The sequence below is a fragment of the Phytobacter sp. SCO41 genome, assembly GCF_003073275.1.
GTDB lineage: Bacteria > Pseudomonadota > Gammaproteobacteria > Enterobacterales > Enterobacteriaceae > Phytobacter > Phytobacter diazotrophicus.
Genome location: NZ_CP027225.1, coordinates 2,227,078 through 2,239,802, shown reverse-complemented (window position 1 = coordinate 2,239,802; position 12,725 = coordinate 2,227,078). Strand labels below are relative to the sequence as shown.

General features: G+C 57.5%; 13 protein-coding genes. 6 read left to right on the top strand and 7 right to left on the bottom strand.

Annotated features, from left to right (window positions below; translation table 11 throughout):
- Positions 1-6 precede the first annotated feature (6 nt).
- The 6 genes from hutH to C5523_RS10870 all read right to left on the bottom strand — a co-directional run bounded on the left by hutH (position 7) and on the right by C5523_RS10870 (position 6,520).
- Positions 7-1,557 (bottom strand): histidine ammonia-lyase, encoded by a 1,551-nt coding sequence (gene hutH, locus C5523_RS10895; RefSeq protein WP_107222834.1) that lies wholly within the window; start codon positions 1,555-1,557, stop codon positions 7-9.
- Between the two features lie 115 nt (positions 1,558-1,672).
- Positions 1,673-2,458, bottom strand: a complete 786-nt coding sequence (locus tag C5523_RS10890) for an ABC transporter ATP-binding protein (protein WP_041851640.1) — start codon at positions 2,456-2,458, stop codon at positions 1,673-1,675.
- Positions 2,458-3,339 (bottom strand): ABC transporter permease, encoded by an 882-nt coding sequence (locus C5523_RS10885; RefSeq protein WP_041851641.1) that lies wholly within the window; start codon positions 3,337-3,339, stop codon positions 2,458-2,460. The genes C5523_RS10890 and C5523_RS10885 overlap by 1 nt, the downstream gene beginning before the upstream one ends.
- An 11-nt stretch (positions 3,340-3,350) precedes the next feature.
- On the bottom strand, positions 3,351-4,334 hold the full coding sequence (locus C5523_RS10880; RefSeq protein WP_041851642.1) for an ABC transporter substrate-binding protein: 984 nt from the start codon (positions 4,332-4,334) through the stop codon (positions 3,351-3,353).
- Between the two features lie 228 nt (positions 4,335-4,562).
- Complete coding sequence (locus C5523_RS10875; protein ID WP_108701104.1) at positions 4,563-5,150, bottom strand: HutD family protein; 588 nt, start codon at positions 5,148-5,150, stop codon at positions 4,563-4,565.
- Positions 5,147-6,520, bottom strand: a complete 1,374-nt coding sequence (locus tag C5523_RS10870) for a formimidoylglutamate deiminase (protein WP_108701103.1) — start codon at positions 6,518-6,520, stop codon at positions 5,147-5,149. The genes C5523_RS10875 and C5523_RS10870 overlap by 4 nt, the downstream gene beginning before the upstream one ends.
- A 237-nt stretch (positions 6,521-6,757) precedes the next feature.
- On the opposite strand from C5523_RS10870, the gene hutC reads away from it, so the two are divergent.
- The 6 genes from hutC (at position 6,758) to C5523_RS10840 (ending at position 12,453) form a co-directional block, all read left to right on the top strand.
- Positions 6,758-7,549, top strand: coding sequence for a histidine utilization repressor (gene hutC / locus C5523_RS10865; protein ID WP_041851645.1), 792 nt, complete (start codon positions 6,758-6,760; stop codon positions 7,547-7,549).
- A gap of 162 nt (positions 7,550-7,711) precedes the next feature.
- Positions 7,712-8,974, top strand: coding sequence for an imidazolonepropionase (gene hutI, locus C5523_RS10860; RefSeq protein ID WP_108701102.1), 1,263 nt, complete (start codon positions 7,712-7,714; stop codon positions 8,972-8,974).
- Complete coding sequence (hutG, locus tag C5523_RS10855) at positions 8,971-9,795, top strand: N-formylglutamate deformylase (RefSeq protein WP_071195390.1); 825 nt, start codon at positions 8,971-8,973, stop codon at positions 9,793-9,795. Before hutI ends, hutG begins: the two co-directional genes overlap by 4 nt.
- Before the next feature lie 175 nt (positions 9,796-9,970).
- Positions 9,971-10,780, top strand: a complete 810-nt coding sequence (xthA, locus tag C5523_RS10850) for an exodeoxyribonuclease III (protein WP_071195391.1) — start codon at positions 9,971-9,973, stop codon at positions 10,778-10,780.
- A 60-nt stretch (positions 10,781-10,840) separates the two neighbouring features.
- Positions 10,841-12,037 carry a rhodanese-like domain-containing protein gene (locus C5523_RS10845; RefSeq protein ID WP_108701101.1) on the top strand — a complete coding sequence of 399 codons (1,197 nt, stop codon included), beginning with the start codon at positions 10,841-10,843 and terminating at the stop codon, positions 12,035-12,037.
- A gap of 2 nt (positions 12,038-12,039) precedes the next feature.
- Positions 12,040-12,453, top strand: a complete 414-nt coding sequence (locus C5523_RS10840) for a pyrimidine (deoxy)nucleoside triphosphate diphosphatase (RefSeq protein WP_041851650.1) — start codon at positions 12,040-12,042, stop codon at positions 12,451-12,453.
- Here the strand turns inward: C5523_RS10840 and C5523_RS10835 are convergent.
- Entirely contained in the window at positions 12,416-12,700 is a 285-nt protein-coding gene (locus tag C5523_RS10835) for a YnjH family protein (RefSeq protein ID WP_041851651.1), read from the bottom strand. The two genes, C5523_RS10840 and C5523_RS10835, sit on opposite strands and share 38 nt — an antisense overlap.
- Between the last annotated feature and the right edge of the window lie 25 nt (positions 12,701-12,725).

The following is a 12,725-nucleotide window of genomic DNA, read 5'->3' as shown; positions in this document are numbered from 1 at the left end:
GCGTTATCAGGCGAAGCTTGGTAACAGCGCTTCGATTTCTGCGGGCCAGTGTTCGCGGGAGGCCCACAGACGCATCATCTCGACGTCCGGTGACATCAGGCGGTCCTTTTCAAGGAACGCAACGTTCTGGCGGATCGCCTGCATTTCGTTTTCCAGGGTACTTGAGCTTTGCAGCGGACGATGGAAATCCACCCCTTGCGCGGCGGCCATGGCTTCAATGCCAACCACAACGCTGGTGTTAAAACACATATCCCCCAGGCGACGCGCGGCGTAGGTCGCCATTGAGACATGGTCTTCCTGATTGGCTGAGGTAGGCAGGCTATCGACGCTTCCCGGATGGGCCAGCGATTTGTTTTCTGAGGCCAGCGCGGCGGCGGTGACCTGGGCAATCATAAAGCCGGAGTTTACGCCGCCGTCGCGTACCAGGAACGGCGGCAAGCCGGATAATCCCGTATCCAGCAACAGCGCCATACGGCGCTCCGATATCGCCCCGATCTCAGCGACCGCCAGCGCGATAATGTCCGCGGCGAAGGCGACCGGTTCGGCGTGGAAATTGCCGCCGGAAATTACGTCGCCGTTTTCCGCAAACACCAGTGGATTATCGGACGCAGCATTGGCTTCAATGCGCAAAATGCGGGCGGCGTGATGTAAGTTATCAAGGCACGCCCCCATCACCTGCGGCACACAGCGGATGGAGTACGGATCCTGTACGCGGCCACAGGCCGCATGGGAAGTCACAATCTCGCTCCCGGCAAGAATTTTGCTCAGCGCTGCCGCCACGGCAATCTGCCCTTGCTGTCCGCGGGCTTCATGGATACGCGGGTCCAGCGGTTTAACCGAACCTTTAATGGCTTCCAGCGACAGTGCGCCAGCCACCAGCCCGGCGGAAAAGACGCGTTCTGCCTCAAACAGTCCCGACAGCGCGAGGGAGGTCGACACCTGGGTACCGTTAAGCAGCGCCAGCCCCTCTTTCGGCCCGAGTTCGAACGGCCGTATCCCGGCGCTTGCCAGACCTTCCACCGCAGACAGGGTATTGCCCTGTACCGTCACCGTGCCTTCGCCAATCAGCATCAGCGACAGATGCGCCAACGGGGCTAAATCGCCGGAGGCGCCCACCGAGCCTTTTTCGGGAATGCAGGGATAGACCCCGGCATTGAAGAGGGTTATCAGGGCATCAATGACTTCAATGCGAATGCCGGAATGGCCGCGTGACAGGCTGAGGATTTTGGTTGCCATCACCAGGCGCACGATGTTATCCGCCAGATATTTACCCGTCCCCACGCTGTGCGACAGCACCAGATTGCGCTGTAATTCCGCCAGGCGCTCGGCCGGAATACGGGTTTGCGCCAGCTTGCCGAACCCGGTATTGATGCCGTACACCACTTCCCCCGATGCCACAATGCGGGTGACCGTCTCCTGAGAGGCCAGCACATCGGCACGGGCCTCTTCCGCCAGCGCGAGATGAACATTGCCCTGATAAATCTGGCGCAGCATTGGCAGATCAACATGACCAGGCTGCAGGCGGCAAAGGGTGAAACCGGTGGATGAAGGAGCCATAATCTATTCCTGTATATACAAGTAGAGCTGAAAATATACCCGGTCAGGACTCGGCCCACCGGGTGCTTACGCACAACCTGACAAAAAAGTGGCAACACGACGCAAAAAATAGCGATCAATGATCCAGGGTTTGCAGCGTTTCGGTACGGATCTCTTCCGTTATCCGCGCTTTGAGCGTCATAAACTCCGGCGATGTCTTTAAGGTGTAATCACGCGGGTGCGGGAAGTTCACCGCCACTTCGGTTTTGATTCTCCCCGGCCGGGCGCTGAAAATTGCCACTTTATTGGCCATAAAAATGGCTTCATCAATATCGTGCGTCACAAACAGCACCGTCTTGCGCGATGACTCCCATATGGACAGTAGTAACTCCTGCATCATCACGCGCGTCTGGTTATCGAGCGCGCCGAAGGGTTCATCCATCAGCAAAACTTTCGGGTCATTCGCCAGCGCACGCGCAATAGCCGTACGTTGCTGCATGCCACCTGACAGTTGCCGTGGGAAGTGATGCTCAAAGCCGCGCAAACCGACCTTATTAATAAAGTAGTCGCTGCGCTCCTTTTGCGCCGCTTTACTCACGCCTCGCTCCTGTAAGCCGAAGCGGATATTTTGCTCAACGGTCAGCCAGGGGAAGAGCGTATAGCTCTGGAATACCATGCCGCGATCTGCACCGGGGCCATCGACCAGCTCCCCATCCAGCCAGACTTCACCGCGTGTCGGCTGATCCAGCCCGGCGACAATACGCAGCAGTGTCGATTTGCCGCAGCCGGAAGGACCGAGAATGGTTATAAAATCGTTCTCATTGACCTGATAATCCACCGGCAACAGTGCCTGGGTTTTTTCACCTTTCGGGCCAGTGAAAACACGCTCTACCTGGCGAACGCTGAGCTTCGGATAGTTCATTACAGAGAGCTCCATACAAACAGGCGGCGGTTGACCGCTTTAAACAACAGGTCGGAGAGCAAGCCGATACAGCCAATGACGATAATGCCGAAGATCATCTGCCCGGTGTTGAGTAACGCCTGGCTGTTGACAATCATATGGCCTATCCCGCTGGATGAACCGATAAGCTCCGCCACGATGACGTAGGTCCAGGCCCAGCCGAGCACCAGACGCAAAAGTTCGGCGATTTCCGGTGCCGCACCGGGAATAATCACCCGACGCACCACGCTTTTATTGGTCGCCCCCAGCGTGTAGGCCGCTTCGACCAGATCGCGACGCGCGGCACCTACGGCGACAGCGACCATCAGGGTTATCTGGAAGAAAGAGCCAATAAAAATCACCAGGATCTTCTGCATTTCACCAATGCCGGCCCACAGGATCAAAAGAGGCACAAACGCGGAGGCTGGCAGATAGCGGCAAAACGAGACAAACGGCTCGAAGAAGGCTTCGATAAGCTTGTACGAGCCCATCCAGATGCCCAGCGGCACGGCGATAACGCAGGCCAGGACAAACCCACCCAGTACGCGCATTACCGTCATGCCGATATCGGTGGTGAAATCGAAATCGGTAAACAGTAATACCCCTTCCTGCACCATGCTGGCGGGGCTTGCGAGGAAGGTCGGTGCCACCAGGCCGGTAAAGGTCACCAGCGCCCACAAGGCGAAAAACAGCACAAAGAAGCAGAAGCCCAGAAACCAGCGATGACGGGGCGCAACGGGGCGTAATGGCACCATCATCGGGTTATGCCAGACCTTTTTGCTTGCCGGCAGGGGAGCCGGCTCGCGTAAGTCTGTCGTGGTCTTGCTGGCGTAGTCCGCGGCCTGACTGACAGGACTATTCATATCGTGGTCCTTCATGGCTGAGTAACGTACTTCGCGTCGTACAACGTATTGATATCCGGCGTTTTACGCAGAATTTTCATCTCTGTGAGCAGCCGTGCCGCCTCATTGGTGAAGCTTACGATTTCGCCGCTAAAGAATTTTTTGTTGGCATCGCGATCCTGCCAGCGCAGATAGCTGGACTCTTCGGCAAACTGTTTGCCGGTCTCTTTCACCGCCGCGCCCATGATTTCATTGGCTTTATCCGGGTCGGCTTTTATCATGTCCAGCGCTTCGAAATAACTGTTGACCAGCGCCTGGGCCGCTTTCGGGTTTTTATCCAGCCAGGACGGCGTGCAGCCAAGGGTATCCATCACCATCGGGTAGTCGAGCGTGGTGGTCAGGATTTTGCCCTTATCCGGGCTCTGGCGGATGTTGGAGAGATACGGTTCGTAGGTCACGGCAGCGTCGTTCTGCCCGGCAATGAACGCATGCGCGGCGGCATCCGGCCCTAAGGTCGCGAGCTTGACATCTTTCATCGTCATGCCGTTTTTATCGAGGATCCACGCCAGCAGGAAATAAGATGACGTACCGGGCGCATCGACGCTGATCGTTTTGCCTTTCAGGTCCGCCACGCTATTGATACCGCTGCGTACCGCAATCCCATCCGCACCGTAGGATTTATCCAGTTGGACAATTTGCTTAACAGGCACGCCGCTGGCATTCCAGGTGAGATAGGTTTCAACCGTAGTCCCGGCGCATTGCAGCGAACCGGAGGCAATCGCCAGATGACGGGATTGCTGCGGGACCATTTTCAGGGTGACATCAAGACCATTCTTTTTGAAAATGCCCGCTTTATCGGCAAGGGTCAGCGGCGCAAAGCCGGTCCAGCCGGAAATCCCAATCGCCACCGGCGTATCCGCCGCCAGTGCTGTATTAGCCGCACCGCCTAACGCGACTGCCAGCCCTAACAGAGATAACGAACGCTTTAGTACAGTCCTGGAAATCATGTTGCTCATCTGCCACTCCTGCCAAATTACCTGTCTCGGGAATGCCTGCGCAGCAATGTGCCACCGGCGAATGACGCTACTGTATATTCTTGTCTATACAATTAAGCCGAGAAAGATAAAGCAAGCTTTGTGCCAGTCCGTAAGAGCGCCCGTATCGTTGCTTTCGCCCACTGACCGTGGGCCTGAAGAATCAAAGTAGTGCACCCGGCGCGCTATTTCAGTGCACTCTGCTCCGGGTTAGTCCGTGACCGCGGCCCACAAGAGCAGACCCTGCCCGGTATGGGTTTGCGCACAAGACGAAATAGCCCACTGCGCATGCGCCTGGCTGTCGCTCGTCGACCACCAGAAACCGTCGCCCTTGCCAAAGCGGGTCCCGTCCGGCAGTTGCCACTCACCCTCAATGGCGTAGATCACACCGCCTTTCTCTGCGGTGACTGTCCCGCTTTCACGCAGGACGACCACGCGAGGGGCGCAGACATGGCGGCGGGTCATCAGATTGAAATCCATCGTCATACCGCCCAGCAGATGCGCGCTGAGTGAGAGGTCGCCACTGAAAGCAAACGGTGCGCCGACCGTGCTCAGACGGTGGCTAAGCTGCCCGCCATCGGACAGATGTACCCCCTCTCCGCTCAGTAAAGTTATCGAGCGATCAATACCCGGGAAGGCGGAAAACGGGCCATCGGCGGCGATAGTGGCAATGCTGGCGCGCCAGTCAAATTCCGCCGTACCCTGCGGCCAACTGATGATCTCGCGGGTTTCTCCCCCGCCATTGCGCCAGCGACTTACCGGCAACGTCGCTTGGGAAAACGGATGCCAGTTGTTCATGCGTTCTCCTGACAAAGTTGTTGCAACAGATGCAGAAAATTAGATGCGGCGGCCTGCTGCTGAGGATGAACCCCGTCAATAACCCGCGCCACGCCGCCAACATAAACATCGCGAATTTGCCCGGCATGACCGGCAAACAACCAGCGGTTAAGTAACTCGTTGTCGCTTGCCGCGGCCAGGTAAGGGTCCTGATGGTCAAGCACCAGCCAGTCGGCGCGATAACCGACCGAAAGTTGCCCCAGCGGGACACCGCAGGCCTGCGCACCACCGGACAACGCCTGCGTGTAAAGCACATCCCCTACCCGCGTTTGCCCCGTAGCGACCAGCCGGTTACGCCGCTGGTCGCGCAGGCGCTGGCCATATTCCAGCCAGCGCAACTCTTCCACCACGTTGAGCGAGACATGGCTGTCCGAGCCGATGCCCCAGCGCCCTTCCTGCGCCAGATAGTCAACGCCGGGGAAAATACCGTCGCCAAGGTTCGCTTCGGTGGTTGGGCACAATCCGGCCACCGCACCGCTGTGGGCCATTTTTGTCACTTCGCTGGCATCCGCATGGGTCGCGTGGATCAGGCACCAGCGGGCATCCACGTCCAGATGATCATACAGCCAACTGATCGGGCGCTGACCGCTCCAGTTCAGGCAGTCGTTAACCTCTTTTTGCTGTTCGGCAATATGAATATGGACCGGGAGCGTCGGGTCGCTGGCGCGTAACACCTGCTCCATTTGTTCAGGCGTGACCGCGCGCAGGGAGTGAAAGCACACCCCCTGGTTTTGCAGCGGTTTTCCGTTGATTTGCCGCCCAATGATCGCCTGCTGCTCCAGATAGCTGTCGGCATCCTGAATAAAGCGTTTTTGCCCGGCCTGAGCGGGTTGGCCGCCAAACCCGGCATAGCTGTAAAGCACCGGCAATAACGTCAGGCCAATGCCCACATCCCCGGCGGCGGCGCTCAGGTGTGCGGTCATCTCACCACGATCGGCATAGGGTTTGCCGCTGATGTCATTGTGCAAATAGTGGAATTCGGCGACCTGGGTGTAGCCGCCTTTGAGCATTTCGATATAGAGCTGGCGGGCAATCACGCCGACTTGTTGCGGGGTCAGGCGCTGCACCATGCGGTACATCAGATCCCGCCAGGTCCAGAAGCTGTCCTGCGGGTCGCCCGCCACCTCCGCAAGCCCGGCCATCACGCGCTGAAAGGCATGGGAGTGCAGGTTTGGCATGCCCGGCACCACCGGGCCGGAAAGCGGGATACTGCCATCGGGAGTAGCATCAGGCGTGATGGCGGTCAGCATGCCGACATCATCAACCTCCAGTCGGACATTGTGCGCCCAACCTGTAGCGAGCAAGACACGTGGAGCAAAATATGCAGGCATAACAACGTTCCTGAACGGGGAAAAGCAACGTCTGAGCACCGTTGCGCAGACCACTGCCAAACCTTTGACCAATTTGTCTATACATATACATATGCCTGAATTGGCTGTAAACTTGCAGCGTGTTTTTTTTACTATTTTCGTTTTTTCATCAACGTGCGCTTACCCCCTGTGCGGTGGACATGGCCGGACGTTGGGGAAACGTTCCTGATACCTGTGGATTTTTTGAGAGGTAAGAAAATGTCGGAGCCTTCACCGAACGGTGTCGCACAACACGGCGTGACCCGGCAGGCATTGTCTGAGCTTGCCGCTGCCATGAGTGATACCCCTGCCCCGATTTATCAGCGCGTGAAGCAGGCTATCATCAGCCAGATTCGCTCCGGTGCCTGGAAGCCCCATCAACGTATTCCGTCGGAAAGTGAACTGGTCAACGAGATTGGCGTGAGCCGCATGACCATTAACCGTGCGCTGCGTGAACTGACCAGCGAAGGTTTTCTTATCCGCATGCAGGGTGTCGGCACCTTCGTTGCCGAAGCGAAGGCCTACACGCCAATGCTCGAAGTGCACAATATTGCCGATGAAATCGCCCAGCGCGGCCATCGCCACGACAGCAGGATTCTGGTGTGTGAGGCCCGCGAGGCCGATGCCGATCAGGCCATGCAATTGGGTATCGCGCCCGGTGACACGCTGTTTTATTCGCAGATCGTCCATTACGAAAATAATGTCCCCGTACAAATCGAAGACCGCTACGTTAACCCGGCCGCCGCGCCGGATTATCTGCGTCAGGTCTTCAATAAGCAGATGCCCTACACCTATCTGATGGAAATATCGCCGCTCACAGCCGGTGAACATCGGGTCGAAGCGGTCAGCGCCAGCGACGAGCAGCGTGAATTGCTGCAACTGGAGGAGCACGAACCCTGTCTGCTGATCCACCGTCGCACCTGGAGCGGCAGCCGCATCGTCACCTCCGCCCGTCTGGTTTACCCCGGTTCGCGCTATCAGCTATTTGGCCGCTTCACCAGCCACGGCTAACCCCGCTTTACCCATAGCGGCTTTTCTGGCCGCTGTGTCTCCTGATATGTAAGCTCACCAGCAATAAGAAAAAACTCTTTCTGCTCGCCTTGCCGCGTTTCCGGTTATGCGTTAGGTTGACTTTAATTGTCTATACAAGATAAATCCAACCCGGAGTTTGTCATGTCGTTAGCCGAATCTTTGTCGTTTTCCGCCACGCCACCCGCCCGTTGCGATAGCGTCTGGCGTGGCGCCACGCTGGTCACGATGCAAAACGGACACTACAGCCAGATAGAAAACGGTGCGATTGCTGTCACTGACGGAAAAATTGTCTGGCTCGGCCCGGCCGCCGATTGTCCTCCCTTCCCCGACGCGGAGTTGCATGATTTTGCAGGCGGGATCATTACGCCTGGTTTTGTCGATTGCCATACCCATCTGGTCTTTGGCGGTAACCGCAGCGGTGAGTTCGAGCAACGGCTGAACGGGGTGAGTTATGCACAGATTGCCGCTGCCGGCGGTGGGATCATCTCCACGGTTAACGCCACCCGTCAGGCGACAGAAGAGGAGCTGATCGAATCGGCGTTATTCCGCCTGCGCCCGCTGTTGGCAGAAGGCGTCACCAGCGTTGAGATAAAATCGGGCTATGGGCTGTCCATCGACAGCGAACTGAAAATGCTGCGGGTGATTCGCGCATTAGCGACCCGGTTGCCGGTTGACATTGTATCGACCTGCCTTGCCGCCCATGCGCTCCCACCTGAATACAAAGACCGCGCTGATGCGTATATCAGCCTTGTCTGCGACACCCTGTTACCGATTGTCGCCCGGGAAAAGCTGGCCGATGCGGTCGATGCATTTTGCGAACATCTGGCGTTCTCTCCGGCCCAGGTTGAGAAGGTATTCACCACCGCGAAAGCCCTGGGCCTGCCGGTGAAATTGCATGCAGAGCAGCTCTCCTCACTGCACGGCAGCGCACTCGCGGCCCGGCATGGCGCCCTGTCGGCCGATCACCTGGAATATGCCACCGAAGAAGATGCCATCGCCATGGCGGCCAGCGGGACCGTCGCCGTGTTGTTACCCGGCGCGTTCTATTTATTGCGCGAAAAGCAGCAGCCGCCGGTGGCCTTATTCCGCCAGCATCGGGTGCCGATGGCGCTGGCCAGCGATGCCAACCCCGGCACCTCCCCTGTGCTCTCGTTACGCCTGATGCTGAGTATGGGCTGCACGCTGTTTGGTCTGACGCCGGAAGAGGCGCTGGCCGGGATCACCTGTCACGGCGCCCGCGCGCTCGGTTTACAGGACTCTCACGGCACGCTGGCGCCAGGCAAAGTCGCCGATTTTATCCACTGGCCGCTCTCGCGACCGGCTGAGCTGGTCTACTGGCTGGGCGGAGAACTGCCCTGCACGGTGGTCTATCGCGGAAATGTACGAGGAAAACATGACCTATGAGTCTTTCAGCTATCACCGCACCCTATGATTTCACGGCGGGCACATCGCCGCTGCTGATCAGTATTCCCCATGCCGGAACACGCCTGACGCCGGAGGTCGCCGAAGGTCTCAGCGAGGCGGCGCAGCCTCTGGGCGATACGGACTGGCATATCCCCCGCCTGTATGACTTTGCCCGCGCCCTCGGAGCCAGTATTTTAGTCGGCAATTATTCCCGCTTTGTTATCGACCTGAACCGACCGTCTGATGACAAACCGCTCTATACCACGGCAACGACGGGCCTCTATCCCGATACTCTGTTTGATGGTCGTGACACCTTTAAGCCCGGAATGGCCCCGACCGATGCCCAACGCCAGGATTATCTGGCGCAAATCTGGCAGCCATATCATGAGCGCCTCCAGGCCGAACTCGCACGGATTAAGCAGCAGTTTGGCTATGCGCTGTTATTTGATGCCCACTCCATTGCGTCGGTCATCCCGCGGTTGTTTGACGGGCAGTTACCCGATTTAAATCTCGGCACCAATAATGGCGCCAGTTGCTCGCCCGAATTGAGTGGTGTGCTGACGGGGATTTGCCAGCAACAGTCACAGTTCAGCCACGTGCTTAACGGGCGTTTCAAAGGTGGTTACATCACCCGTGCTTACGGACAGCCCGCTGCCGATATCCACGCCGTGCAGCTTGAATTAGCGCAGATGAATTATATGGATGAAACGCCACCTTATGCCTGGTCTGAGACCCGCGCCCCTCAATTGCAGACGCTGTTAAAACAGATGCTGGAAGGGATGGTGGCATGGGGAAGCGAACAGTATGGCAATAAAAGGTGAAAAGGCTGATGTGCCAGTAAGTTCAGCGTAGCGATGGCATGTGGGCAATGTATGGTTTAATAAATGCGTTGCCCCATCTACAGACAGGCCCCGCCCCCTGCCCAATCCCATAGGCATCCGTTGTCATTATCTGCTAACATCCCTGCCACATTCCCACAGCAATCTGGCGGCGACTATGAAATTTGTCTCTTTTAATATCAACGGCCTGCGTGCCCGTCCCCATCAACTGGAAGCGATTGTCGAGCAGCATCAGCCCGACGTGATTGGCCTGCAGGAGACGAAAGTCCACGACGACATGTTCCCGCTCGAAGAAGTCGCGAAACTCGGTTACAACGTCTTTTATCATGGGCAGAAAGGGCACTATGGCGTGGCGCTGCTGACCAAAGCGACGCCTGTTTCCGTGCGTCGCGGTTTCCCGGACGACGGTGAAGAAGCCCAGCGCCGTATCATCATGGCGGAAATTCCGTCTCCGCTGGGTAACATCACGGTCATCAATGGTTACTTCCCGCAGGGGGAAAGCCGCGACCATCCGACCAAGTTTCCGGCAAAAGAGAAGTTTTACCAGGACCTGCAAAACTATATTGAAACCGAACTCAAGAAAGAAAATCCGGTGCTGATTATGGGTGATGTTAACATCAGCCCCACCGATCTGGATATCGGCATCGGCGAAGAGAACCGCAAACGCTGGCTGCGAACCGGCAAATGCTCCTTCTTGCCGGAAGAGCGTGTATGGATGGATCGCCTGATAAACTGGGGGCTGGTGGATACCTGGCGTGCGGCGAACCCGGACAATAACGAGCGCTTCTCGTGGTTTGACTACCGCTCCAAAGGGTTTGATGACAACCGGGGCCTGCGTATAGACCTGCTGCTGGCAAGCTCACCGCTGGCAGAGCGCTGTATCGAAACCGGCATCGACTACGATATCCGCAGTATGGATAAACCCTCCGACCATGCTCCGGTATGGGCTACATTTAACGTCGAATAAGCGTCATTTTCCCATTATGGCGGCCATCTTTATGACCGCCCTCTTTGGACCTGCCACGCTATGGCTCAAAACATTACACTTTCCCAATTCCGCCAGAACAACGGCGTAGTTATCGATACTCGCAATAGCGCCTTGTACAACGGCTGGCCGGACGCGCTGCACGGTACATCCGGCCATGTATCCGGTGCGCGTAATCTTGCCGCTTCCTGGCTGGACGAAATGACGAACGCACAGTTTGACGCCTGGTCTGCCCTGCGCCCGTTAAGCGCCGAAACCCGCATCGCGCTCTATGGCGAGCCAGAAGACAACGCCGCGGTAGAGGGCTGGTTACGTCAGAAGGGTCTCCATGCGCCATGGCGTATCAGCGACGCCTTCTCCTGCGCTTGCCCCCTCGAACGTTTGCCCGGTTTTCATCAACTCGTCCCGGCATGCTGGCTTAACGCGCTGATCGCTCATCGCCAGGTCAGCGAAAAACCCGTCGGTAAATGGACGGTGATTGAAGCGGGCTGGGGCGTGCGCGATACCTTCCGGCAAGGGCATATTCCCGGCGCGGACTACCTCGATACAGGCGAGCTGGAAAGCGAGCCCCTGTGGAACGTGGTTGCTCCTGAGGCGTTGCGTAACGTGCTGGCCGCGCACGGCATTCGTTGCGATACCACGGTCATTCTCTATAGCCGTACCCCGCTTGCCGCGACGCGCGTGGCCCATATTCTGTTGTACGCCGGGGTGGAAGATGTGCGTGTGCTGGACGGTGGCTGGCGAGCATGGCTTTGCGCTGGTTTTCCGGTGGCATCCGGCGATGCGCTCTCCATCACGCCCGCTTGTGATTTTGGCGCACCGCTCCCTGCTCAGCCTCAATTGATGTTTTCCCTGCCGCAGGCACGGGCGCTGCTCAACCGTAAGGATGCTTCGATGGTGAGTGTTCGCACGTGGGCTGAGTTTTCCGGCGCGACCAGTGGTTATGATTATATTGATGCCTGTGGCGAGATCCCCGGTGCGCGCTGGGGACGTGGCGGACGCGGTAAAGATGGCGTTGAGGATTTCCTTAATCCGGATGCAACTTTACGCTGCGCGGATTACGTTACGGCCATGTGGGAAGCGTGGAATATTACCGCAGACCAGCACATCGCTTTTTACTGCGGAACCGGCTGGCGGGCCTCACTGGCGTTTATCTGCGCGCGCGCCATGGGCTGGACGAACATCGGAGTATATGATGGCGGCTGGTATGAGTGGAGTTTGCATCACAACAATGGATAACCATGCTTAAAACGATAGAGGTTGTCGCCGCGATTATTGAGCGCGATGGCCAGATTTTGCTGGCCCAGCGCCCGGAACAGGGCGATCAGGCAGGGCTGTGGGAATTTGCTGGCGGTAAGGTAGAAGCCGGAGAGAGCCAGTCAGACGCATTAATACGCGAGCTTCGCGAAGAGCTGGGCATTGAAGCCGTGCCCACGGCGTACATCGCCAGCCACCAGCGGGAGGTCTCCGGGCGCATAATCAATTTGCATGCCTGGCATGTGCCGACTTTCACTGGCACACTGACCCGTCATCACCACGCGGCGCTCATCTGGTGCGCGCCACAGGAAGCCTTTAACTGGCCGCTTGCGCCTGCCGATATCCCTCTTCTGGAGGCGTTTATGGCTTCACGCGCCGCCAGACCAGCGGGTTTGTAGAAACGGTGCGTTCATCGCGCTGGCACTGGAGCAGCACCCCTTCGGCTTTAATAACCGCCCCTTCGGTGTAATTCTGATTCTGATAAACGCAGCACTGGTTACAGGGCTGCGAACTCTGCTGACCACCAGAGGTAAACACTTCCGGTGGAACATTCACCTGCACATCCGGCGACAGGCGTCTCTCCGCACTGGCCCCCGCTGAAACTAACATCAGTACACAACCCCATACCCACAGTGAACGCTTCATAGCATTTTCTTCCTGAATAGAACCT

What these genes read in the sequence shown, in the direction of transcription:
- hutH (WP_107222834.1), bottom strand. Translation starts at nt 1,557, where the DNA reads ATGGCTCCTTCATCCACCGGTTTCACCCTTTGCCGCCTGCAGCCTGGT.
- C5523_RS10890 (WP_041851640.1), bottom strand. Translation starts at nt 2,458, where the DNA reads ATGAACTATCCGAAGCTCAGCGTTCGCCAGGTAGAGCGTGTTTTCACT.
- C5523_RS10885 (WP_041851641.1), bottom strand. Translation starts at nt 3,339, where the DNA reads ATGAATAGTCCTGTCAGTCAGGCCGCGGACTACGCCAGCAAGACCACG.
- C5523_RS10880 (WP_041851642.1), bottom strand. Translation starts at nt 4,334, where the DNA reads ATGAGCAACATGATTTCCAGGACTGTACTAAAGCGTTCGTTATCTCTG.
- C5523_RS10875 (WP_108701104.1), bottom strand. Translation starts at nt 5,150, where the DNA reads ATGAACAACTGGCATCCGTTTTCCCAAGCGACGTTGCCGGTAAGTCGC.
- C5523_RS10870 (WP_108701103.1), bottom strand. Translation starts at nt 6,520, where the DNA reads ATGCCTGCATATTTTGCTCCACGTGTCTTGCTCGCTACAGGTTGGGCG.
- hutC (WP_041851645.1), top strand. Translation starts at nt 6,758, where the DNA reads ATGTCGGAGCCTTCACCGAACGGTGTCGCACAACACGGCGTGACCCGG.
- hutI (WP_108701102.1), top strand. Translation starts at nt 7,712, where the DNA reads ATGTCGTTAGCCGAATCTTTGTCGTTTTCCGCCACGCCACCCGCCCGT.
- hutG (WP_071195390.1), top strand. Translation starts at nt 8,971, where the DNA reads ATGAGTCTTTCAGCTATCACCGCACCCTATGATTTCACGGCGGGCACA.
- xthA (WP_071195391.1), top strand. Translation starts at nt 9,971, where the DNA reads ATGAAATTTGTCTCTTTTAATATCAACGGCCTGCGTGCCCGTCCCCAT.
- C5523_RS10845 (WP_108701101.1), top strand. Translation starts at nt 10,841, where the DNA reads ATGGCTCAAAACATTACACTTTCCCAATTCCGCCAGAACAACGGCGTA.
- C5523_RS10840 (WP_041851650.1), top strand. Translation starts at nt 12,040, where the DNA reads ATGCTTAAAACGATAGAGGTTGTCGCCGCGATTATTGAGCGCGATGGC.
- C5523_RS10835 (WP_041851651.1), bottom strand. Translation starts at nt 12,700, where the DNA reads ATGAAGCGTTCACTGTGGGTATGGGGTTGTGTACTGATGTTAGTTTCA.